The 23548-nt window shown below is 62.5% G+C and carries 21 protein-coding genes; 8 read left to right on the top strand and 13 right to left on the bottom strand.

The genetic code is table 11. From position 1 onward, the window contains the following. Positions 1-205 precede the first annotated feature (205 nt). Both E3T34_RS01520 and E3T34_RS01515 read left to right on the top strand, forming a co-directional pair. Positions 206-937 (top strand): dienelactone hydrolase family protein, encoded by a 732-nt coding sequence (locus E3T34_RS01520; protein WP_134373415.1) that lies wholly within the window; start codon positions 206-208, stop codon positions 935-937. Positions 938-1133: 196 nt separating this feature from the next. Beyond that, positions 1134-1469 (top strand): hypothetical protein, encoded by a 336-nt coding sequence (locus tag E3T34_RS01515; RefSeq protein ID WP_134341940.1) that lies wholly within the window; start codon positions 1134-1136, stop codon positions 1467-1469. 954 nt (positions 1470-2423) lie between these two features. Here E3T34_RS01515 and E3T34_RS01510 read toward each other — a convergent pair. Further along, positions 2424-3416 carry an Lrp/AsnC family transcriptional regulator gene (locus tag E3T34_RS01510; RefSeq protein WP_134341939.1) on the bottom strand — a complete coding sequence of 331 codons (993 nt, stop codon included), beginning with the start codon at positions 3414-3416 and terminating at the stop codon, positions 2424-2426. A 154-nt stretch (positions 3417-3570) separates the two neighbouring features. Between E3T34_RS01510 and E3T34_RS01505 the strand changes: the two genes are divergently transcribed. Together E3T34_RS01505 and E3T34_RS01500 are read left to right on the top strand one after the other, a co-directional pair. Beyond that, positions 3571-4812, top strand: a complete 1242-nt coding sequence (locus E3T34_RS01505) for an NAD(P)/FAD-dependent oxidoreductase (RefSeq protein WP_134341938.1) — start codon at positions 3571-3573, stop codon at positions 4810-4812. Next, complete coding sequence (locus tag E3T34_RS01500) at positions 4809-6116, top strand: NAD(P)/FAD-dependent oxidoreductase (RefSeq protein ID WP_241973157.1); 1308 nt, start codon at positions 4809-4811, stop codon at positions 6114-6116. The genes E3T34_RS01505 and E3T34_RS01500 overlap by 4 nt, the downstream gene beginning before the upstream one ends. 63 nt (positions 6117-6179) lie before the next feature. Here E3T34_RS01500 and E3T34_RS01495 read toward each other — a convergent pair whose 3' ends face one another. The 9 genes from E3T34_RS01495 to E3T34_RS01455 all read right to left on the bottom strand — a co-directional run bounded on the left by E3T34_RS01495 (position 6180) and on the right by E3T34_RS01455 (position 15620). Continuing rightward, positions 6180-7367 (bottom strand): ABC transporter ATP-binding protein, encoded by a 1188-nt coding sequence (locus E3T34_RS01495; protein ID WP_134341937.1) that lies wholly within the window; start codon positions 7365-7367, stop codon positions 6180-6182. Next, a complete protein-coding gene (locus tag E3T34_RS01490; protein WP_134341936.1) occupies positions 7364-8149 on the bottom strand; it encodes an ABC transporter permease in 786 nt (261 codons plus the stop codon). The genes E3T34_RS01495 and E3T34_RS01490 overlap by 4 nt, the downstream gene beginning before the upstream one ends. After that, the gene (locus E3T34_RS01485; RefSeq protein WP_241973158.1) at positions 8146-9084 is read right to left on the bottom strand and encodes an ABC transporter permease; all 939 of its coding nucleotides are present in this window, start codon (positions 9082-9084) and stop codon (positions 8146-8148) included. The genes E3T34_RS01490 and E3T34_RS01485 overlap by 4 nt, the downstream gene beginning before the upstream one ends. Next, the gene (locus E3T34_RS01480) at positions 9057-10175 is read right to left on the bottom strand and encodes an extracellular solute-binding protein (protein WP_134341935.1); all 1119 of its coding nucleotides are present in this window, start codon (positions 10173-10175) and stop codon (positions 9057-9059) included. Before E3T34_RS01480 ends, E3T34_RS01485 begins: the two co-directional genes overlap by 28 nt. Before the next feature lie 376 nt (positions 10176-10551). Next, entirely contained in the window at positions 10552-10980 is a 429-nt protein-coding gene (locus tag E3T34_RS01475; protein WP_134341934.1) for a GNAT family N-acetyltransferase, read from the bottom strand. Between the two features lie 85 nt (positions 10981-11065). Further along, positions 11066-11344 (bottom strand): cupin, encoded by a 279-nt coding sequence (locus E3T34_RS01470; protein WP_134341933.1) that lies wholly within the window; start codon positions 11342-11344, stop codon positions 11066-11068. 101 nt (positions 11345-11445) lie between these two features. Beyond that, positions 11446-12675: an acyl-CoA dehydrogenase family protein gene (locus tag E3T34_RS01465; protein ID WP_134341932.1), complete on the bottom strand. Its 1230-nt coding sequence runs from the start codon at positions 12673-12675 to the stop codon at positions 11446-11448. Between the two features lie 30 nt (positions 12676-12705). Further along, a complete protein-coding gene (locus tag E3T34_RS01460) occupies positions 12706-14250 on the bottom strand; it encodes an aldehyde dehydrogenase family protein (protein WP_134341931.1) in 1545 nt (514 codons plus the stop codon). Next, positions 14247-15620, bottom strand: a complete 1374-nt coding sequence (locus E3T34_RS01455; protein ID WP_134341930.1) for an aminotransferase class III-fold pyridoxal phosphate-dependent enzyme — start codon at positions 15618-15620, stop codon at positions 14247-14249. Before E3T34_RS01455 ends, E3T34_RS01460 begins: the two co-directional genes overlap by 4 nt. 115 nt (positions 15621-15735) lie before the next feature. Between E3T34_RS01455 and E3T34_RS01450 the strand changes: the two genes are divergently transcribed. Beyond that, entirely contained in the window at positions 15736-17313 is a 1578-nt protein-coding gene (locus E3T34_RS01450) for a PucR family transcriptional regulator (RefSeq protein ID WP_134341929.1), read from the top strand. Here the strand turns inward: E3T34_RS01450 and E3T34_RS01445 are convergent. Next, complete coding sequence (locus tag E3T34_RS01445; RefSeq protein ID WP_241977308.1) at positions 17310-18512, bottom strand: CaiB/BaiF CoA-transferase family protein; 1203 nt, start codon at positions 18510-18512, stop codon at positions 17310-17312. The two genes, E3T34_RS01450 and E3T34_RS01445, sit on opposite strands and share 4 nt — an antisense overlap. A 98-nt stretch (positions 18513-18610) precedes the next feature. Between E3T34_RS01445 and E3T34_RS01440 the strand changes: the two genes are divergently transcribed. The 3 genes from E3T34_RS01440 to E3T34_RS01430 all read left to right on the top strand — a co-directional run bounded on the left by E3T34_RS01440 (position 18611) and on the right by E3T34_RS01430 (position 20550). After that, entirely contained in the window at positions 18611-19000 is a 390-nt protein-coding gene (locus E3T34_RS01440) for an NUDIX hydrolase (protein WP_134341928.1), read from the top strand. A gap of 192 nt (positions 19001-19192) precedes the next feature. Then, positions 19193-19909, top strand: a complete 717-nt coding sequence (locus E3T34_RS01435; protein ID WP_134341927.1) for an ASCH domain-containing protein — start codon at positions 19193-19195, stop codon at positions 19907-19909. Positions 19910-19983: 74 nt separating this feature from the next. Beyond that, positions 19984-20550, top strand: coding sequence for a GrpB family protein (locus E3T34_RS01430; RefSeq protein ID WP_134341926.1), 567 nt, complete (start codon positions 19984-19986; stop codon positions 20548-20550). A gap of 634 nt (positions 20551-21184) precedes the next feature. Here the strand turns inward: E3T34_RS01430 and E3T34_RS01425 are convergent. Together E3T34_RS01425 and E3T34_RS01420 are read right to left on the bottom strand one after the other, a co-directional pair. Beyond that, positions 21185-21973 carry a class I SAM-dependent methyltransferase gene (locus E3T34_RS01425; protein ID WP_134341925.1) on the bottom strand — a complete coding sequence of 263 codons (789 nt, stop codon included), beginning with the start codon at positions 21971-21973 and terminating at the stop codon, positions 21185-21187. 9 nt (positions 21974-21982) lie between these two features. Continuing rightward, on the bottom strand, positions 21983-23521 hold the full coding sequence (locus E3T34_RS01420) for a bifunctional diguanylate cyclase/phosphodiesterase (RefSeq protein ID WP_134341976.1): 1539 nt from the start codon (positions 23519-23521) through the stop codon (positions 21983-21985). Positions 23522-23548 lie beyond the last annotated feature (27 nt).

Genomic DNA, 23548 nt, shown 5'->3' with positions numbered 1-23548 from the left:
GTCAGATTTATGCGCCCGACACTCGGCTCCGCGAGAAAGGGCGCAGCCTCGTAAGGTGGCATCGCCCTGTTGCCGTCCTGAAGCCGTCGGTAACCTGATCGGGGGCGAAGCTTCTTCGTTTCAGCCCGCCGGTTCACGCGGGCTAGGTGAGGATATCTCCGGTGAGGCCGCTGTCACTGGAAGTCCTGAACGAACGGAAGAAAGCATGCAATCCATCCCGGCCCGTTCCGACCATTCGCATGCGAATGAAACTGCAGGGGCTGGTGGTGTCCCACTGACAGTGTCGATGCCGGTGGGTGTAGCCCGGGCTGGGGTCATTGTGCTCCACGAGGTCTGGGGCCTCTCCGCACCGGTCACTGCTCTCGTCGTCCGCCTAGCCGGCTGCGGCTATATCACCGCCGCGCCGCACCTCTACCACCGCATCGCAGACCCCGTCGTCACCAATGGGAAATTCACACAAGCCCGCCGTCACCACGACACCCTCACGAGGGAAGGGCTCACATTTGACATCGAGAGCGCCTTGTCCTGGGTCCGTGCCCAAGGAGCACAGAAAGTAGCGGTAATAGGATTCTCCATGGGAGGCACCCTCGCATTGTGGGCGGCAGCAACACTGCACATCGATGCCGCAGTCACCTTCTACGGTGCCGGCCTGGCTTCGCCACGCTGGCCTGGCATCCTCAGCGGAATCGATGCCGTACGCGTGCTCAAGGCTCCCTGGTTGGGAATATATGCCGGCACAGACGCCAGCACCCCGGCCCGTGACCTCCAACAGGTGCGCGAAATCCTCACCCACAACACCACGCAATCCGCGGTGGTTGTTTACCCTAAAGTCCGTCACGGCTTCGCCCTGGACCCGGACCTTCCACGCCACGCCGCAGACGAGGCGACAGACGCATTCGAGCGAACATCCCTCTTCCTAAAAACCCATTTACGCTAAACCACCCAGCCAGTTCCGTAAACGGTGTCGCTCGTCGGTCACCCGGCGCATCACACCTAGCGCCATACGCGATGCACGTGGCCCAATGAGGACGGAATGGCCCATCATCGATACAGCAACAAACCGGGAGCGCATCAAGAGCCGCACCGCGTTATAACTCCACGTCAAGGAGAAGCCCGATGCAACTGGCCGCGTCGTGCTGCGCTGCCCCGCACTGGCCGCCAGCCCGACCGTGACCTGCCCCTTACGAGAACTGCTCAAGACCGTGACGGACAAGATCCGCCCCGCGGTCGACGTAGAAGATCTGCCCGACTTCGCGGACAAGATCTGCAGCCAGCATTCCGTGTCCTTTGACATTGCCAACAACCGGCGCAACGCGGAGGCGTTCGAATACGGCACGAAGGAATGGGATGAATTCCACGACCATGCTCGCAACTCCATCGAGTCCCTGAACGACCAGATCAAAAGCAACGGGCCTAAGGACATCGAGTCCGCCAGGCGCCGCCAGGTGCGCGGATTCGGCGCCGCGTGAAATATCGTCGCCATCCTGCTGACGAACTTCAACCTCCGCAAAATCGCTGCTTTCATCAGCGACAAAATTAGGGACAACGCAAAAAACACGTTCACGGAGAACCCGTCGTCCGCCCGATTCGCCGCCGCGACCGCGAATGGCACAACCCCTACACCGACACCTACCCGGCCGGCGTCATGCGGCCCGACAAGGTCAAACACCTCGCATCGGACGAAACCGGCGGACCACCGCTACGGACCTAACAGTCCCGCTCAGGACCAGATACCGCTCAGATGGCAAAAGCACTTAGCATTCGAGACAATCCGGCGCGCGCGCAAACGCTTAAAAAGCTGCAGGACAGCCGATGGCACGACGACAACTCAAGCATCGCGACCGAAATCGGACGCGAGAACCCCTTCAACCAGAAATCGCTCCCAGGAGGCCTCAGGAGCGATTTCTTTTTGTTTCGACCGGACCATTTCGTGAAGAGTTTCGCGAACGGCCCTTTGGTCGGGCTGACAGGATTTGAACCTGCGACCCCTTTAAGGTTCAGGCCTTAACTTCGATTTCGCCAAATGTCTTGGAAAACTCGCGGATTCCCGTGTTTTCACAGGGAACCGGGCGGTTCACTATAACTAACTGCACCCGGTCGATTACGGTCGGCCAAGAATGATTTTGATGGGTAAGCGATGGGCAACTGCATCCACTCGAACCAAGGACGACTGATAGTCGTCTCGACGGTATCGCCCACCCGGAACTGCTGCAGAGTACCCGCGGATTTCCACGGTTTGCGTGTTCAGCCGGTTGTGCAGGAAGCCATAAGCCGATCCGGTCGGCCCAGACCACGTTTTCAGGCGGCTTCGACACTAATGAACCACGGACTATGGCGAATCGAATGATGCCCAGATTAGAAGCAACAACCTGGCCAGCCTCGGAAAAGCTGCCGTCCGTACCGGCTGGCATGCCCGGCAGCGGTCACCGTTGCCGGGTGTCTCGATACTCAGCGACGCTGTAATCCTCTTTCTGGATCTGCAAGTGGACCCACGTTGAAAGCCCTACGACCCGTGGCTCGCGTCGAAGCGTCTCCACGAAGTCGTTCGCCTCCCGCAGAGTATTGAAAACTGCTGTGGCGATGATGCCGAAATCACCCGTCGTCGTGGCAATGAACTCTGCACCCAGTCTGCTCAGGACTTCTACACAAGTGCCGCTCGCTCCCTGGTGTCGCACGCCCAGACCGAGTGCGATCGTGTGTGCGCGGCCAAAATCCCGCTTCGGCACTGCGACCACACGGATTATTTCGCCATCGATGAGCCTCGTCATCCGGTGACGTGCGGAGCTTTCAGGCAGACCGAGCGCCTCGGCAAGCACCCGCACGGGAGCGCGACCATCTCGTTCGAGCGTTTCTATCAGGCGCATATCAAGCTCGTCGAGATAGGACTCATCCTCTGCCTGCAACGTGGGTGCGTAAATATTATGGACGATGCTTTCATAACGGTGCACCTGGATCGAAAGCACCTCGACGTGTTCTCTGATCGCAGCAAGTAACTCGACCAGTTCTGTCTCGAAGCGACATCGCACCTGAACGCACAGCCCCGCATCGCCGGTCGTTGTAGAGACGTAAGTCGTCAGTGATGACCCGACCATTTCTTCGTAAAGAGCACTTGCGTCACCACGGAGAACAATGTGAAGGTGACCCTCGACTTGAAAGCCAAACATGCGCGGATTGACGCTCGCCGTGAATCGCAGCTGACCGCTGTCGACCACTGATTTCACGATTTCAGAAACACGATTCCTGGTGAGCTCGAGCGCCTCTGCAATGGATGAGTAAGACGCACGCCCATCACGACGAAGGTAGTCAATGACGCGATCCTCTTCAATTGAGAACCCTAAGCTGCCCGGCACTTTTCGCCTCGTCTCAAGATCAGGTCCAGGGACTCCTGCACCACGAAAATACAAATCCGTGCGCATTCACCCTGATTGTTGGGAAACTGTATGAATATTCTCCGATTCTGGATAGTCTTTGTCCATAATATCTGGAATTAAGGCCTGAATAGCATCAACAATGGGGCTGGTCGTCGCTCAGGTCAACAACCGCGCCCCGTGCGGACTCTGAGGGGGAACCGTGAAGGTCATTATTGTTGGCGCAGGCCTCGCGGGCCTGACGGCCGCATGGAAGCTGAGACAACTCGGTCATGACCCTGTTGTTCTTGAGGCTCGCAACAGGGTCGGTGGGCGCACGTGGTCAGAGACACTCGGCAACGGTCAGGTCACTGAGCGCGGTGGGGAGTACATCTTTCCCACAGAATCTGCTATTCGTCGTTTGTCAGCGGAGGTTGAGGTTCCGATTCTCACTCACAATGTGCGGTACGCACGGCGAACCGTCAACGGTTCACACTTGAGCCTCAGCGAGCTGAATGCAGTAAGTGGTCGTCTCATCCGCACGCTAGAGCGGATGCTCGCAGATGGCGTGACCAAGATCTCGGTAGACACCGTATTCAAGGAGACGATTGGCTCAGGTTTTCACGGCCACCCGGCGTATCGGCGAATAGCAACATCGCTTGCCGGTGATCCTGAGCTAATCAGCGCAGAAGCTGCCCTGATGCATGAGTCCTCGGCCGATGGAGGTTACATAGAGGACGGCGGCCGATTCCTCAGGGGCAACCAGTCGCTCGCCAGTGAACTCGCCCGCTCGCTTGGCCCGGCCATAAGGCTGGAGTCCCCCATAACCGCGATAGACCAGTCGAGTTCGGGTATTCAGGTGAACCTCCGCGACGGCAGCACAGTCGATGGGGACGCTGCAGTGCTCGCAGTGCCGCTCCCAATCCTGCGCACGCTCAACCTCGGGTTCACGCTCCCTGCTACCCAGCGAGCTGCGCTTGACCACCGTTCGATGGGCACGGCAGCAAAGCTCGGCGTTCCTCTGTCTGCTGTCGATGACGACACAGCACTCCAGAGCGCTGATCATGCGTGGTGGTCGTGGCGCTCCATGTCGGTCGATGGGGAAAATCGTGTGCCGGCGCTCTCGTGCTTCGCTGGCGGATCCCGCACACTGAAGTCACTCGATACGGCGAACGGGCCCCAACGCTGGGTTGCCGAACTGAAAAAAATGCGCCCTGAACTGGACATCGACGGGGATGTGCTGCTGACCGACTGGACAAACGACGAGTGGACACTAGGGTCCTACTCAGCGCCGTCCCTCGAATGGAGGCCAGAGGACACGACCGCATTTGACAGCGCGGCAGGGCTCGTTGCAATTGCTGGCGAGCACACCGGCCTCCAACAGTCCCTGAACGGGGCGGTCGTGTCCGGTTTTCGAGCAGCCAGAGCGATCTTGGCCGTCGCAAATGAAACTCAAGATCTGTGAAGGCCGGCCTGGTGGATGCAGCAGACGTGATCGTCATCGGCGCCGGATTCGCCGGACTCGTGGCCGCACGAGAACTCGGGAACAGTGGTCACAGAGTGATCGTGCTCGAGGCTCGCGACCGAGTTGGCGGTCGCACGTGGACCGAGCATGCTTTAGGGCACGACCTGGAACTGGGCGGCACCTGGGTGCACTGGGTACAACCCCACGTGTGGGCGGAAATGACTCGGTATGGTCGGAAAATCGATCGCAGCCCGATCGCCGAAGACGCCTACTGGCTCGGTGCAGGAGGCGCACCAAGAAAAGGCACACTCGAAGACTTCATGGCTCTCATCCATGAAGGGCAACGTCAGGTAGTTGAGGATGCGCTCACTGCCATTCCGCGAGCGGTAGATCCAACAGTCGGCGGAATCACCGAACGGGATGACCAGTCACTACAGCAGCGCCTAGACGAAATACTCCTGGACGATGAGGCCCGCTACGCGAACGAATCTGTGTGGGTCGGACACGTGAACGCACCACTGCACGAGGTCGGTCTCGCCAGCGCTCTACGCTGGGCGAGCGCGGCCGGCGGCCACTGGCCTCTCATGCACGAGGCCTCGTCGACCTATCGAGTAGCGGGAGGCATGTCGTCCTTCACGGCAGCAATCGCCGCGGACATCGGCGGCGACATCCAACTCAGCTCGACAGTCACGGCCATCAAGCACAATGCGCACGGGGCCACCGTCACTCTCTCCGACGGTCGACAGCTGCGGGCGCAGCGAGTGATTATGACCCTGCCCATCAATGCCGTCGATACGATCACCATCACGCCCCCGCTCCCCGAAGTTTGGAGGCGCGCCAACCGCGAGCGCGTGGCATCACAGGGAATCAAGGTGTGGATAAAGGTGCGCGGTCGTCTGCCACGGTTCTTCGCTTACGCGTCTCAGCACCACCCGATCTCGGTGCTCAAGAGCGAGTTCATCGAGGAAGACCATTCGATTCTGGTTGGCTTCGGGCCGGATCACACAGCCATTGACGTGAACAGCATCGAACAGGTCCAGGCGGCCGTGGGAGTGTGGCGTGATGACCTTGAAGTGATCGACGTTGCTGCGCATGACTGGATGAAGGATCCCTTGTCGAAGAATACGTGGATGACCCACCGGCCAGGACAGCTCACTCGTGACCTTTCAAAATTGCAGCTGGCGGATGGCGTGCTCCACTTCGCTGGATGCGACACCGCCGATCTCTGGGGCGGGTTCATCGACGGCGCCATAGAGAGCGGGCTTAGAGAGGCCCGCCTCGTTTCGACGTTGCTCGCGAAATGAAGCCATCGGGCCTGATCTGGTGCGGCCCGACAGCTCCACAATCACTCACTCTCTGACCAGAGACTAGGTCAGTGACACTCCTGCATCACCGGTGTCTTCAAGTAGCACCCCGGAATCGACGTTCCAGCTCATTGACGCACGAGTACCCGGCTCCCGCACAACAGCGGAGTGCGCCTCACGAACAGTGCCGGTGCTGCCATCCGGAAGTTGCACCTCGCAACGCCAGGCTGCACCCAAATAGTTTGCGTCCAGCACGATCACTGGCAGCGAGTTCACCTGCGAAGACTCCGGAACGGTGCCTTCATCCTGAAGCGTTATGTTCTCGGGACGAATGAGAATCGCTAGCGAAGCTGAACTCCTGTGGCCGGGAACACGGACTTCATGTCCGGAAATATCCAGGGTGGTCATTCCGCCGAGGGAATCGACCGCCCGGCCGGACAACACCGTAGATTCACCGAGAAAGCGCCCAACAAAAAGGGTCTCAGGCCTTTGATAAAGTTCTGTCGGACTGCCGACCTGTTCTATCTTCCCGTTGTTGAATACTGCGATTCGGTCAGAAAGAGACAAAGCCTCTTCTTGGTCATGCGTCACGTAGACAAATGTTGATCCAACCTCGCGGTGGATTCGTTTGATCTCCTTCTGCAGCCATTCGCGCAATTTCTTGTCGAGGGCACCGAGCGGCTCATCCATGAGCAGCACGCGTGGCTTGTAAACGAGCGAGCGAGCGAGAGCCACTCGCTGTTGTTGACCACCCGAGAGTTCCGCCGGATATCGATCGCCGAATTCCCCCATGCGCACCATATCGAGAGCACCCGCGACCATCGCCTTTTGCGCTGATTTCGCAATCTTGCGCCGGTCCAGGGGGTAGGCAATATTCTCGAAGACGGTCTTGTGCGGGAAAAGGGCGTAATTCTGAAACACCATGCCGATGTCTCGTTTGTGGGGAGGCATCTTGGCAACAGGCTTGCCGTAAATGTGAAGCAGCCCCTCCGTTGCAGTGACGAAGCCAGCGATCATGTTGAGAGTCGTCGTCTTCCCGGACCCCGATGGGCCGAGAAACGTCATGAACTCCCCCGGCTCTACGACGAGGTTGATCGCATCAACGACAGCTTTACTCCCGTAGCGCTTTGTCACATCGCGAAGGCTGATGCCCGCGTCGTTGATCACGCCAATGACCTCAGTATTGAGGTGCAATTGCCGGAGTTCACGTTCGTTTTGGTCTCGTGCGGCAGTGGTACTTTCCGGACTCATGCCGAAACTCGCTTTCTCTTGCGGGTAGCAAATTGTGCGGTGAGCATCACAAGCACTGACGTGAACATCGCCACGACGGCGACGGCAGCGACAGTTGGATCACTCGCCTGAGTCACGCTGTTGTAGATTTTCACCGGCAGCGTCTGCAACTGCGGACTCTGGATGAAGAGCGACAGAATGATCTCATCGAAGGACGTGACGAAGGCGAACAATGCTCCCGCCGTCACCCCGGGCATGATGAGCGGGAGGGTGATGCTGAAAAAGGTGCGTAGACGGCCAGCCCCCAACGTGGCTGACGCCTGCTCCAAGCGAGGATCTACGCCTTGGAGCGAAGCCGTCACATTGAGAATGACCAGTGGCAGCGCAACCACGGTGTGCGCCAGCACAAACCCGGGAAGGGTGCCAAGGAGGTTGAAGCGCAGGAAAAGCGAGTAAAGCCCAATGGCGATCACAATGCCGGGGACGATGAGCGGAGTGAGGAAGTAACTTTCTAGCAACGCCTTTCCGCGGAATTTGACCTTGGACAGCCCGATTGCCGCCATGATCCCAAGCGACGTCGCGACAACCGTGGTGATGAGGGCCACCTGCAGCGATGAGCCCAAGGCGCGCAACCATGATGGGTCGGTTAAGAAGTTCTCGTACCACTGCAAGGAGAAACCCTGGGGTGGAAAATTGAACGACGCCGCCGCGTTGAACGACATAGGAATGATCACCAGGGTGGGAAGGAGTAACCAGAGAACGATGAGAACCGCCAGGGCACCCAGTGCGCGTTTCATTGTCATTTGGCCCGCCCCACAAACAGATTCGCACCCTTAGACACGCGGCTCAGGAGCGCAAGCACCACGATGGTCGTTGTGAGCATGAAGATTCCAAGGGCGGTGCCGTGGCCCCACATGAGGAAGCCACTGATCTGCTGGTACATGAGTGCAGACATCATGATTTCCTTCGACGAACCCAATAGCGCGGGGATGATGTAAAACCCGAGTCCCAGAATGAAAACCGTTACCGAACCCGCAAATATCCCTGGTCGAGAAAGCGGCAAGTAAACCGTGAAGAATGCCGTGACGGGTCTCGCCCCAAGGTTCGCCGCAGCGGGTAGCAACCGCTTGTCGATCTTGGCAAGCGCGGAATAAAGGGGCAGCACCATGAACGGCAGTAGCACTTGGGACATGCCGAGAGCGACGCCAAAAGTGCTTCGAATCAGCGGCAGTGGACCGATCCCGAACAACGTCTCAAGAAGCCCGTTGATGGGGCCGGTGTCTTGCAGGAGAACCATCCACGCGAGTGTGCGCACCAAGATGCTGGTCCATAGGGGCAGCATGATGAAGAGCTGCAACATATTGCGAGTGCGATCACTCACAATCGTCATCAGATACGCGTAAGGGTAAGCGATGAGCAAGCAGACGAGCGTAACGACGAGCGAGGTTCCGAATGTGCGAAACGCGACCACCATGTTGGTCGGAGTGGTGAACAGCCACACGTAATTCTGGATTCCCAGCGTTGGATCGCTGATGCTCCGGATGAAGACATCAATGAGTGGCGCGAGAAAGAAGAACGAGACGACTGCAAAGGCTGGTAGCAGCAGCAGAAACGGGCGCCAATTCTTTGGCTCTCGAATCGTCCTGCTCGTGTCACCGCCGTCAACGGAGCGATTGCCCCGGCCGCGGATGGATAGAACAGCCATGCCGGTCAGCTGCCGGTAACCCAGCTGGCCCATGCGGCCGACAGGGCATCGTAGTTCTCCACCCAGAAGTCAATGTTCGGAGCGTGCCCGGTCTTGAGATGCTCTGTGGTGAGCCACGTCTTCAACGTCGCGTCAACCTTTGGCTCCGCGTCGACATTCACCGGCCCATAGGAGGTCAGCTCCGTCATGCGTGCCTGCTGTTCTGCGCCGAGGTAGAAGTTCACGGCGGCGAAGGCCGCCTGCGGATCCTTGACACCCTTGGGAATGGCAGTCGAATCGACCATGATCATCCACTCGTCCCACATAGGAGCAACCGGCGCGCCGGCCGCCGCTGCACCGTATCCGCGGCCTGACCACACCAGCCCCATGACAGCTTCGCCCGATTCAAGCTGCTGCTGTGCCTGAGCGCCGGAGGTCCAGCCGATGACGTTGTCACCGAGGGCACGGTACTTGTCAAAGGCGGTCGCGATGTCGGCGACCTGCACGTTGTTGATATCTTCGCCGTCCGCCGCCAGGGCGAACTCCACCGTCTGGGGGTCGACATACGGGGATTGGCTGACCGTACGCTTGCCCGGGAACTTGTCGGTATCGAAGAAATCGGCAGCACTGGTTGGAGGGTTGTCGCCGAACGCATCAGTGTTGTAAGCGACGACCAGACCATAGAGAATATTCGGCACCATGCATTTGTCTGTGATCGTCCCCTCGGGAACCTTCGAGATGTCCACCTGCGAGTAGTCATACTCTTCGTACAGCGTTCCACAGCCACGGGCGGTGTCGAACTGCGTCGCGTTTGTGATGTCCCAGGTCACGTTTCCGCTGTCAACCATGGCCTTGAGTTTGCCGGCGTCGAATGCGTCCTGCAAAAATTTCGAACCTGAGATTTTTGCGAAAGGATCCCACGCTGCGTCGCGTTGACCATCCTGGAAAATACCGCCAGAAGCCGCGTAGGTGAGCGTGACACCATCAAAAACGCCCTCGGGGACGACTCCTGCCACCGGAGTGCCAAGGTCTCGATCTGCCACGGGTTCAGCTGCGTTACCTCCCGCGCAGCCAGCCATGATCAAAGTCGCCACTCCCCCCAACGCGATTGTGCTCAGTTGCCGCTTCAGTTTCTGGTTTCGCATGGTGATCCTTCTTCTTTCACTCCGTTGTGAAATCCCGTGAGACCCGTAGACACGCACCCGGTGCATGGCCAGCCCGTGGAATCGGTTGGCCCCAACGTAGCAATACCGGTCCGGAAGTGCGAACAATTTACCAATATCAGCCAACTTTGTCGGCGAAAAAAACGAAAATACGCACTTAGTAACCCTCAATTTTACAATTCCTCCCGTGCATCAGGACGAAATGTGCGCACTTCCGAACTCGCCGAGAAACGCGGTCACCTCCCGCTGGCACCCGGAAAACGCTCGCCTGGACCGAAGTATGGGCGCGAGTATGGGCCGAGCACCCAAACTGACTCGGAACAAGCCACCGTCCGCCGCAATTCGGGTCTGCTGGTGCTCAAGCTGTGGGGTCCCCGATTCGTTCCATCCACGACTCGGGGATATCCAAAGCCGTGAACCCTAACCTGGAATACAAGCCGTGCGCATCGTTTGTCGAGAGAGCTATTCGTCGCAGACCAAGTGGTTCACACTCTTCCAAGACTCCATCGATGAGAGCACCGCCTATGCCGCGGCCTCGAACCTCGGGGTCGACGAATACGTCGCAAAGCCATGCAAAAGTCACTCCATCCGTGATGACCCGGGCGTAGGCGACTTGCTTGTTTGATTCGGTGTGGTAGATACCGAAGTTTCGTGAGCCGTCTATGGCTGCGTCCTGCCTGGCACGTGACCGCCCTGGCGCCCAATAGGACAGCTCGCTGATCCAGCGATGCACCTGGTCACGGTCTATCTCAGCGACGTCGGCTGAGAACCGATAGTACGAATCCATTCCCCATCCAATCGGTCTTGGGCGGACTGCGCCCCGGCAATCGCCCGATAGCACGTGATTATGCACATCCATGGTTGGATGCCGGCTAGAGGAGCTTCTCTATCTCGACGAACTCGATCGTGTTGGCCCCACGATTGATTACTGTGTGCTCAGCGCCGGCCGGGCGTGTGTAGCTCTCCCCGAGCCGAATCTCCGCCACGATCTCCGAGCTGTCGGAGTTCAGCACTCGCATGCTGTCGTTGACGAGCGGCACCACCACGTACTCGAACTCGTGCACGTGCATAGGAATGGCGTCATTTGGCTCGATGGTCCACTTCGTGACCCTGAAGATCCCATTGTCGATCTGCGTTTCAGCGGTTGCCATGATCGCTCACCTGTTCTTCGTCGTGTGGTGGGACGTTCCCGGCCGCGCTGATCACTGGCCACGAGATGACCCCGGTGCAAGCTCGGGACGGTGGACCGGGGTCAGCGGAAGGCGGCGACTCCGGTGATGTGGTTGCCGACGATCAGCGTGTGGACCTCATCGGTGCCCTCGTAGGTGCGCACGCTCTCGAGGTTGTTCGCGTGGCGCAGCGGCGAGTAATCCAGAGTGATGCCGTTGCCGCCGAGCACTGTGCGGGCCTCACGGCAGATGGCGATCGCCTCGCGGGTGTTGTTGAGCTTGCCGATGGAGATCTGGTGCGGCTTGAGCGTTCCGGCGTCCTTGAGACGGCCCAGGTGCAGGGCGAGCAGCGTGCCCTTGTTGATCTCCAGCGCCATGTCGACGAGCTTCTGCTGGGTCAGCTGGTAGCCGGACAGAGGCTTGTCGAACTGCATCCGCTCACCGGCGTAAGCCAGGGCGGTGAGGTAGCTGTCGCGCGCCGCGCCCATGACACCCCAGATGATGCCGTACCGTGCCTCATTCAGGCAGGAGAACGGGCCGCTCAGCCCCTTGGCCTTCGGCAGCATCGCCGAGACAGGCAGGCGCACGTTGTCCAGGTCGATCTCGCACTGGATGGACGCCCGCATGGAGAGTTTCGGTCCGATCACCGTGGCCGTGAAGCCGGCGGTCTCGGTGGGCACGACGAAGCCGCGCACCCCGTCGTCGGTCATCGCCCAGATCACGGCGACCTGGGCGACGGCGGCGAGCCCGATCCACCGCTTCGTGCCGGTGATCACCCAGTCGTCTCCATCGCGGCGGGCGAACGTGGTCATGCTGCTGGGGTCGGAGCCCGAGTTCGGCTCGGTCAGCCCGAAGCATCCGATCGCCTCGCCGGCCGCCATCTTCGGCAGCCACTCGTTCTTCTGCTCTTCCGAGCCGTGCTTGTGGATGGCGCTCATGGCGAGGGACCCCTGCACACTCACGAAGGTTCGGAGGCCCGAGTCCCCGGCCTCGAGCTCCAGGGCAGCCAGACCGTACTCGACACTGCTGCGGCCCGGGCAGCCGTAACCCTTCAGGTGCATTCCTAGCAGGCCGAGCTTCGCCATCTGGGGCACGATTTCGAGAGGGAAGACCCCGTTCTCGTACCAGCCGGCGATGTTGGGCCTGATGGTGGAATCAACGAAAGCCCGAACCGAATCGCGCAGCTTGACCTCCTCGGCGGTGAGCAGGGACTCGATGTCGATGAGATCCGAGGTGTCGATCAGAGGCGAGGCAACGATACCGGCGGGAGCTGTTGTCAAGGTCAGGTCGATGCGGGATGCGAGGTCAGTCATGGTTTCGCTTTCGTTAGGTTGAACCGGAAGTCAGAGGGTGGGGAGCGTCAGTCGCCCGTCGATGCGCCGAGGAACTCGCCAGGGGTTGTCAGGGTGGAGGGCATCCGAAAGGTGCGCGGGTTCGGCATTCTGCACCGCGACCGGTCGCACGAATCGGCCCAGCGCGCCCGCTCCAACGCTCGTCGCGTCGGACCGGGACGTGGCCGGCCACGGCCCGCCGTGCTGCATGGACCAGCTGGTGGCCACTCCGGTCGGCCACGCATTCAGCGCGACCCGGCCCACCTGCCCAAGCAGCCGCCGCACGACCTCCGCCGACTCCGGGTCGCCCGGGCCGCTGGTGAAGACAGATGCGACCAGGCTTGGCTGCAGGCGCGTCAGAGCATCCAGTGCAGCCCCGGCATCCTCGTATTCGCAGACCAGAGCGACCGGGCCGAAGCACTCTCCCAGCAGGCGTGAGCCGGGGTGAAGGTCCTCCAGCCGCACCAGGACGGCCTGCGGGGCGGCCACGTAGCCGTCAGCGGGGTCGGTCGGCGTTTCCCCGGTGACGACCGTCGGCGTGACGTTTCCCGCGACATCGGCGGCCTCGATGAGTTGCGCCACACCGGCCCGATAGCCGCACGCGATGCCGGCGGTCAGCAGCGGGGCCCGCGGGGCCTGCGACAGCTGGGCCAGCACTTCCTCGAAGATTCCGGCTCCCGCGGGGGCGAAGAGCAGCCCGGGTTTGGTGCAGAACTGGCCGGCACCGAGGGTGAAGGAGCCGACAAAGCCAGCTGCGATCCCCGCGGTGTCGGCCGCGGCATCCGTCGTGACGAAGACCGGGTTCACGGTTCCCATTTCGGCAAAGACCGGCACGCCGCGCGCGGCGGCGCGCTGCACGAGAGCCATCCCGCCGCCCTGACTGCCGGTGAACGCTACCGCCGTGACCTCGGAGGCGTCGACGAGCTGGAGGCCCGCGTCGAAGCCGACGACGAGCGCGTAGCTGCCTGCCGGGGCACCGGCCCGGTTGAGCGCGTTGGAGACCAGCTCCGCCAGTCGCACGCTGAGTCGCGGGTGGGCCGGGTGAGCCTTGACGATGACGGGGCAGCCGGCGCCGAGCGCAGACGCCACGTCGTGGCCGATCACGCCGAACCCGAACGGGAAGTTACTCGCCCCGAACACCGCGACCGGGCCGAGGGGGATGTTCCAGCGGGACAGCGTGGAGTCGCCGCCGATGACTTCGGTGCTGGCACCCAGGTAGCTGCCCTCGGCCGCGACCGCGCCGTAGAAATCGGTGCTGGTGGCGCACTTGGCGAGTTCACCGCGCAGCCGGTCCGCGCCGAGGCCGGTCTCCTCTCCGGCGAGCTGAACGAGTTCGTCTTCGTGGGTTCGGAGGGATTCCGCAATCGTGGTCAGCCAGCCCTGCCGGGTCGCGGGGCTGGTGTCGGCGAGCTGGGATGCCGCGCCCTGCGCCCGCCGCAGGATCTCGGCGACCTGCTCCGGGGCAGTGTGAGAGACGCTTCCGTGCTGCGCGCCCGTGCGGGGGTCGTAGCTCGGGTCAACGGCCGAGTCGACGGCCGGTGCGAATGTTTCGGTCACGCGTGCACCACCGCAGCGCCGACGGTCGATTCGGCATAGATGGTCTCGACGGCTGTCCGGAGCACGGCGAGCCCGTCTTCGAGTAGATCCTGTTCAATAACGAGCGGGGGCAGCAGACGGATGACGTTGCCGTATGTGCCGCAGACGAGCACGAGCACCCCCTGTTGGTGACAGCGGGCGGCAACGGCGGCGGCGAGCTCGGGGCGTGGTTCGAGGGTCCCGGAGTCGGCGAATTCGATTGCGAGCATGGCGCCGCGGCCACGGAAGTCGACGATGGGGGAATCCTCCGCCACGAGCGGCTCCAGGAAGCGGCGGGCCGTGCTCTCGATTCGCAGTGCCCCGGCGAGCAGGTCGCCGTTCTCGAACGCCTCGAAGACGCCGAGCGCGGCCGCGCAGGCCAGCGGATTGCCGGCGTAGGTGCCGCCGAGTCCCCCGGTGTGCACGGCGTTCATCAGTTCGACGCGGCCGGTCACGGCTGTCAGAGGCAGTCCTCCGCCGAGCGCCTTGCCCGTGACAAGGAGGTCCGCGGCAACGCCCTCGTGCTCGCTGGCGAACATCGTGCCGGTGCGGCCCATGCCGGCCTGCACCTCGTCGAGCACGAACACGATCCCGTGCCGGGCCGCGATGTCGCGGAGCCCGGCCAGGAAACCGGGAGCCGGCACGATGAAGCCGCCCTCGCCCTGGATGGGCTCGATCACCATGGCGGCGAAGGTCTCGGGACCGTGCTCGGCCAGAACAGCCTCGACCCCGGCGACCGCCTCGGCGGTGGCGTTCTCCGCGCCGCTCGGCCATCGCAGCGGAGCCGCCATCGGCGCACGCACGATCTCGGTGGGGAACGGCCCAAAAGTGATCTTGTAGGGCTTCTCCTTGGCGGTCATGGCCATAGTCAGCAGGGACCGGCCGTGATAGGCGTCGTCGAAGACCAAGACCCTGGCCCGGCCGGTTGCGGCCCGGGCGATCTTGATGGCGTTCTCCACAGCCTCGGAACCAGTGGAGAACAGCGCCGTGCGCTTCTCGAAGTCGCCGGGCGTGTGGGCGTTCAGCCAGGCGCATACCGCCGTGAACGACTCGTACTCGGTGACCATGAAACAGGTATGCGTGAAGCGGGCAAGCTGCGCGCTGACGCGCGCCTGCACGAGCGGATTGGCGGCTCCGACGCTGGTGACCGCGATACCCGAGGCGAAGTCGATGATGCGGTTGCCGTCGACGTCCTGCAGGATGCCGCCCTCGGCCCGTTCGATGAACACCGGCAGCGCGGTCCCGAACCCGCTGGAGACCTGTCGCATCCGCTCGGCCTGCAGCGCATTGGACCGAGGGCCCGGGATAGCCGTCCGGAGGAGTCGGGTCTGGGGAACGGTCGCTGTGTCCATCGACTAAAGGTAGGGCAGGCCACGCCGCTTGACATCGTATAAAACGTCTAAGAAGGCCGGGCGGCGTGGCTAGAATATCCAAGATATTGGCCTTTCAGAGTCGAAAAGGAACCCCATGGTGACGATCAGCCTCACCCAACTGCAGGATCAGCTCGGCAGCGACCTCCAGTCAGACGGTGGCGGGCGACCGACCCGCCGCAACCTCACGGGAGTCCACATCTCCGAGCTGACCGACCCGACTCCGTACCTGGGCGGCGGCGAACTACTGCTGACCACGGGAATCCCGTTGGCCGGAACCGACGAGCATGTACGCCGATACGTGCGGCGGCTCGTCGACCACGGGGTGTCAGCCCTCGGGCTGGGCCTCGGCGCGGGCACCGACCACGTTCCGCCGCACCTCGCCGCCGCGTGCCGCGAGGCGGGGCTGGCGCTGCTGATCGTTCCGGACGGAACCCCCTTCCTGCAGGTTTCCCGGGCGTACTGGGACATCGTGGGCCGCACCGAACAGGCCGATTTTGCAGCGAACCTGGGGCTGCAGACCTCGCTCGCGCGCGCCGCCACGCGGCCGGGAGCGGCAGCATCCGTGGTGAAGGTCCTGGCCGAAGCGCTGGGCGGCTGGGCCGCGTACCTGCCGGCCGACGGCACGCCGGAGTCCCTCTGGCCAACGACCGAGAGCCGGGTGCTGCCGAAGCTCCGAGAGGAGACGGCCCGGCTGAACCTGGCCGGCACGCACGCCGCAGCGACCTTCCCGCTGCTGGGAACGGATGTCGTCGAGTACTCCATCGTGTCTGGCCGGCGAACCGCCGGGTTCCTGGCGGTCGGAGCCGGGCGGGCGCTCCGCCCCGCGGACCGGCAGCTCATGCTGACCGGCTGCATGCTGCTGTCGATCACGGCGCAGCAGGACTGGGAAATGCGCCGGGCCAACGCGATCCTGGGCGGAACCGCCACTACCCTGCTCCTGCACGGCTACGTCGACGCCGCGCGCCTTGCTGCGGCGGAGTTGGGACTGCCCCCGGTGACGGACCGGGTGCGGGTCCTGGCCGTCACCGGCGAGCAGGTGGACCTACTCTCTACCGAGGAGCTCGCCGATGCGGTAGCCGCGATGGCGACGCGGGAGGATGCCGCGGAGCTGCGGCAAAGCATCCGGCGCTCGAGCCTGCGGTGTATCTTCGACGGACTCAGTTACGTGGTCCTGGACGTGCCGCACGTCGCTCCAGACGTCGCTGGCGGCGCAGCTGCATCGGCCAAGACGGTGAAACTGGAGCATCCGGCGCCTGTGCCGAGGCGACTGCCGGGTGTCGCTCCCGACCGACTAGGGGCCGCGATGAGCGGTCCGGTGCTGCCGTCCCAGGTCTCTGGCATCGTGGTTGAGGTGGGCCGGGCCTGCCGGCGGGCAGCGCCGGGACAACTGGTACAGATGGAGAACGTTCTCGACCCGCTGGCCGATTCCTGGGTCGAAGCGCTCAAGGGCTACACCAGGGCGGATCTCGTGGATACCGTGCGCTGCTACCTGCGCCATCGCGGCCAGTGGGAGACGACCGCTCGGGATCTGCAGCTGCACCGCAATTCGCTGCGGCACCGGATCGAGATCGCCTCCCGACTGATCGACGCGGACCTCGACGATCCCGATGTGGCGGCGAACCTGTGGCTGGCGCTGCGCGGCGTCACCACGCAGCCGGTTCAGCCTGCTTAGCCCCGGGGTGCGACGAGAACCGCAGCGCCGGTGAGCCAGGTGCGAATGGAGTCGTTGTGCTCGCCGAGGGCCGGCGGCGCGCTCGTGCGCGGGGCCAGCGGCGGCGTCCAGCTGACGGGGTGCCGAATCTGGCGGCCCATGGTGGCACCCGAGGCGTCCTGCACCTCGATCGTCGGCTCCAGGCCCAGTGATTCGGCGAGCTCGATGCCCTCGGCGATGGTGGCAACCTGCCCGGCCGGTACGCCGGCATCCGTGAGCCGGTTCTGCCAAGACAGCGCCGGAGCCTCCGCGAGGCGCGCTTCCAGGAGGAGCACGAGTTCCTCACGGTGGTGCACACGGGCCGAGTTGGTCGAGAACCGCGGGTCGGTTGCGAGTCGCTCGTCGCCGAGCACCCGGGCGAGCTTGGCGAACTGGCCGTCGTTACCGCAGGCCACGGCCAGTGGTCCGTCCGCGCAGGCAAGCAGCTGGTACGGCACGATCGACGGATGCCGGTTGCCCATTCTTCCGGGAACCACGCCCGCGCCGAGGTACGCCTGCGCCTGGTTGGCGAGCGCCCCCTGCAGGCTCGACAGCAGGTTCATTTCCAGCCGGGCACCGAGGCCGGTGCTCGCTCGGGCCGTCAGGGCGGCGAGCACGCCGATGGTCGTGTCTTTCGCGGTGAGCACATCTACGAGAGCGACGCCCGCTTTCATCGGGCCACTCTCGTCCCCCGTGACGCTCATCAGCCCGCCCAGCGCCTGGACCATGAAGTCGTAACCGAGCAGGTCGGCCCCACCGCCGCTGCCGAAACCGGTGATCGAGGCGTAGATGAGGCCGGGGTTCTCTTCCTTGAGGCTCTCATAGCCCAGGCCGAGCCGGTCCATCCCGCCTGGCTTGAAGTTCTCGACCACCACGTCGGCCCTGAGGGCGAGAGCGCGCGCGACGGCGAGGTCGGCGTCGTCGGTGAGGTCGAGGCAGAGGGATTCCTTGTTGCGGTTCACGCTCTCGAAATAGGTGGCCCCCGTGGCGGAGAACGGCGGACCCCAGCTGCGGGTGTCGTCACCGCTGCCCGGCCTCTCCACCTTGACCACCCGTGCTCCCAGGTCGGCCAGCGTCACGGTGGCCAGCGGACCGGCCAGTACCCGGGAGAAGTCCGCGACCAGGATCCCGGCGAGCGGCTTCGAGGTTGGACTCCGGCTGTCTTCGAACTGATTCTGCACTCGTGCTCCGTTGACTCGGTTCAGATGATGTTCGGGTTTCCTCGAATCTAGTGGCGAGTCAGAGCGGTTTCATTGGACGGATCATCCAGAGTCTGGACATGTCTGCACCCAGGCCTGCGGACATCCGATGCACGGATGCCCGGTTCAAACACCGCCACGCGGTGGAACCCGATTTGGGTGATGGATGCCGCGACGCCGGCCAGTACAAGGGCGATATTTGTTGCCCGGCCGATGCCCGGTTCGAGCACCCCGCCGCACCAGACCGGAACACCGGGCACGTCCGTGACACCGTGGATAACGCTTTGCCAACGCGTCGAATAGCGGACGTCCTCCTGGAGGTGTGGAGGGTCAACGGGTGGGACGGCGACACCGTCAATGCGGCGCCCGATGAACACGACGCTTTCGGCTGGTTCAGTTTGGACGAGGCGACGTCTTTGGACCTAGCTGATGATGAGTACCCAGCGCTCTTCAAACAGGTGCTGACCTAATCCCTGAGGGACCGGTTCCCACCTGCCGGCCGGCCCAGAGAGCCGAGGCCAAGCTAGCAGAGCCTTGGACGGCCATACGGGCACTGGATCGGAACCGTAACGACTGCCGTACGCCCTCAGGGTTCCCAATTCGGAAACTCGTTTGAGTCCGCAGAGCGAGTCGGGGGCCGGTGTCGATGCGAGACTGGGCCCGTGCTGGAAAACAACGAACGTCGTCTCGTGACTGCCGCCGAAGCGATAGTGCGATCACTGCCAGACGATGACACGCACACGGTCGCCTCGGCGGCCATGGATACCCAGGGCAATGTCCACACGGGCGTGAACGTTTTTCACTTCACGGGTGGGCCATGCGCCGAACTCGTCGTCATTGCAGCCGCCGCGCAGGCCCTCGCCGGCCCCCTCGTCACCATCGTCGCGGTCGGTGACCGTGACCGTGGTGTGCTCGCTCCGTGCGGACGGTGCCGACAGGTCTTGCTCGATCTTCACCCCGATGTGGCAGTCATCCTGCCCCTCCCCGGTGGCGACGTGACCGCGGAACCCCTACGCGATCTACTACCCCGCAGCTACTCGGCACCGGAGCCCGCATTCGGCCCCAGAATCGTCTACTTCAACCCTCGCTACTACGACAGCATTGCTTCGGGTCAGAAGACAATCACGATCCGCCACCACGATCCCATCCAGACTGGATCGGCAGTGCTTGTATTCGACGACGGAGACACCATTCGGCGGCTCAACGCCAAGATCGAGAGCATCGAATCACGCCGCTTCGATCACCTGAGCAACGACGACGCTCGCCAGGAAGACCTCCCCGACGCTGACGCTCTTCGCGGAGCACTGCGCACGCACTACCCGGACCTCGAAGGCCACGATGTCGTGGACGTAGCGACGTTTCACTTGGTGACTGCTTGACGCGGTCACGGTTCCGCTGCTGAGGGACTTCCGTCTGGCCTGGACGGCCGAGCTTGTCGTGCCAGACTCGCTGGATGGACCAGGCAAGAGACACGGAATTCGACACCATCCTGATCGGTGGTCGTGAGCAACGTGCGATCGTCATCGTCGATCACGACGACACATGGCCCTCAAAAGCAGCTTCCATGGCTCAAAAGGTCCAGGACTCCCTGGGCCCAGCTGCGCTGTCTGTCGAACACATCGGTTCGACCTCAGTCCCTGGACTGGCTGCGAAACCGGTGATCGACATGCTGCTTGTCGTGGCCAACATTGACGACGAGGAGTCCTACCTTGTGCCAATGGAATCCATCGGGTTGCAGCTCCGTGTCCGAGAATACGGCCACCGGATGCTCCGCACGGCGGAGTTGGACTTCCACGTGCACGTTCTTCCGCCAGAGTCCGCTGAGCAAATCGACTACCTCGACCTCCGCGACTGGCTCCGGGTCAGCGCTGCAGACCGTGCACTCTACGAATCCACGAAGCGGACGCTCGCGGAGAACACATGGAGCGATATGAACCACTACGCCGACGCCAAGAGTGCGATCATCCAGCAGATACTGGCCCATGCACGCAACTGGCGAGCAGGACAGCCCACCAGCTGAACCGTCCCCACGGAACCACGTCCCGGCGACGGTTCCACCGATGCAACGGTCGCGGATCTGGTGCGGGGTGTTTTCGTGGCGGGCGGCGAGTAGCTTGTTGCTATGACTGAGCTGTTGGCGGCTCGCGTGACTGTGCCGGATGCTGTCGCGCTCCCGTTCCATGTCGGCCGTGACTTAGCCGCCGAGTTTGGCGTCACTCTCGCTAACCCCGATCCTGAGGGGCCGCCGATCGGTGGCCTCGCGTGGCCAGGGTCGTTCTACATCATGTCGCAGAACCCCCCTGCGGGCACTGAGCTTTACCCTTGACTCCGTCACAGTCGAGATCGTTGGCTATGGCGAGGCGGACCGCGATTCGCTTCGGAACTCTCCGGTCGCGCCGCCGGCGGACGTGACCCATGCAAAAGTAGAGCCGTCGAGTTTATTCGACCTGACTCCGACCGCCAGCGTCGACCAGAACCCGGACTGACGATCGGTGGGTCTTGTCGCCCGCGTCCGTTGGCGATTTCATTTCACCACGTAACGCGAGAGACCCTCGACGTGAGCGGGGTTCGGAGAAAGGGCTGTTCCTACGTGTCAGGGCCAGTACCTCAGAGCAAGTCCGCCGTTTGACGCTCAGGGCGGATGTTCGCTGGATTTATTTGCCGGCCAGAAGAGCGAAATATCCCGGAATCTGCTGCGAAAGACCGGTGGATTTCATCGGGACCACTTCGATGTTCACCGGCCCGTCCGCGATCAACTGCCAGTCCGAATCCGAAAATGTGCTGTGCCGTTCCTGGGCGCCGAAACGCCCGGGGCGGGGCAGGTTTTCCAGGGCGCTCTGCAACTGCCGGGGTATGCTTCGCGGCGTGGCACCCAGCTGCTGCAGGTAGGCGAGGCTGTTTCCTTGGAAGTTGGTTTCGGCGAGGAACACCCGGCCGCTGCGCCCGATGACGGTTCGCAGGTTGGCAGCTAAGCTGGATTGTTTGTCGGGTTTCAGGACGTGAAAGACTCCGCGGACAAAAACGTTGGCAGGCCCCATCCGCTCCAACAGGTGCTCTCCCGCTCCTACTCCCGCAGCATCCATGACCATGAAGTCGGCGTTCTGGACGCCTTCAGCTTCCCTCCTCGCCAACTCGACCGCGCCGGTTGAAACATCGATGCCGAGCACGCTTGGAAAAAGACCAGCAAGCCAGCGGGTGTAGGTCCCGTTACCACACCCGACGTCAATCACCGGAAGAGCCGAATCAAAGTGGGCTACGACGGCGTCGGAGTACTGCGCATGCTCGGTCCGGGATCCGGAGTCCCACAGCACGTCTCCGGAACGGCCGGTGGTGTGGATTCCGCGCCAATACCCATCCCACGCGGCCGCCGGGTCTCTCGGTACCCGGGAAGTGAGGCGTACTACTGTTGGGACAAGCAGCATCTGTTCCCAAAGCTTTGACATGCCCTAACTCTACCGACGCTGCGCGAGGCTCCGGAGCTGATCCAGTACCTTCGCGGGCGGCAGCGGGTAGCTGTAGTAATAGCCTTGCCCGTAAAGGCAACCCATGGCCTGCAACTGGATCGCCTGCTCGGCGGTTTCGATGCCTTCCACGATCGCTTTCAGTCCCGCAGAGGAAATCAGCTGAAGAATGGCAGCAATGAATTTCAGCTGCTGCGGGTCCGAGCCCATGTCCTGAATCAGGGATTGGTCGACCTTCACCGTGTCCGCGGGAAGCGACCGGAGATAGCTGATGGACGAATAGCCGGTACCGAAGTCGTCAATTTGCAGCCCCACGCCCATGTCCCGCAGCCCGCTGAAGACCTGTTCTTCCGCCGTTCCCCTAGACATCAACACGGTCTCGGTGATCTCCAAAACCAAACGCCGCGGAGCCACGTGATTCCGGTCCAGCGTATCCCTGATATCCTCCAGCAGATCACTGCGAAGCAGTTCGGCGGCGGAAAGATTGATGTGCAGACGGAAGTCCGTCAGGTCAGGTGCGGTTTCGCTCCAGCGTCTCATCTGGGCGACTCCTTCATGCAGCACCCACCGCCCCAACTCTAGGATCAGGCCGGTCTCTTCCGCGATGCGGATGAAGCTGTCCGGCATAATAATTCCGCGCACGGGATGATGCCACCGAAGGAGGGCTTCGATGCCTATGACCCTGCCGGAGGCCAATTCGACCACCGGCTGGTACCGCAGTGCCAGTTCGCCGCCGGCAACAGCGCTGCGTAGTTCGGCGGTTATGCGCGAGCGTTCCCGGACAGCGTCGAGCATATCGGGGTGGAAGAGCTGGACGTTGTTGCGACCCTGCTCCTTCGCCTGATACATGGCGATGTCAGCATCGCGCATCAGCGCCTCGGCCGGATACCCCGGCGTGCCGATGCAAACCCCGATGCTGGCCATTGCCCAGACCGTTTCGGTTCCGACACGCACGCTGTCCTGCAGTTGCTCGGATGCCCGGTGCGCAATTTGCAGGATCTCCTCTTCCGTGGCCTCGGTGATGACGATGGCAAATTCATCCCCACCCAGACGGGCCACTGTATCGGCGGCCCTGACGGCGGACCGGAGACGCTTGGCAACCTCGACCAGCACGGCGTCACCGGCACCATGGCCCAGAGTGTCATTTATGGCCTTGAAAGAATCCAGATCCAGCACCAGCACGGCCGGGGCTTTCCCGCTGTCCGCACTGGCCAGGATTGCCTCCTGGATCCGCTCGTTGAGCAGGGTCCTATTCGCAAGGCCTGTTAAGGCATCCGTCTTGGCCATCTGCTCCAGCTCAGCCTGCGCTCGCCCCAACAAGGCCGTACGGTCGGCAACCCGCCGTTCCAGATCCGAGTAAATATGGTCAAGTTCCTCCGCGAGCAGGTTGACACCCGTGATGACAGCATCGATGTCATCCCTACGTTCCGAAGTTTTCATGCGTGTGTCTAGCTCACCGGCAGCCAACCGGACAATGCCCTCCACCAACTGCTGCAGGCGCGGGTCCTCAGCGGCCTTTCCCGAGCTCATATCGTCCAAAGGTGCAATCCACGACGG

Source organism: Cryobacterium sp. TMT1-62 (genome assembly GCF_004403145.1).
GTDB lineage: Bacteria > Actinomycetota > Actinomycetes > Actinomycetales > Microbacteriaceae > Cryobacterium > Cryobacterium sandaracinum.
The sequence above is the reverse complement of the archived record's forward strand: the minus strand, read 5'-3'. Positions and strand labels throughout refer to the sequence as shown.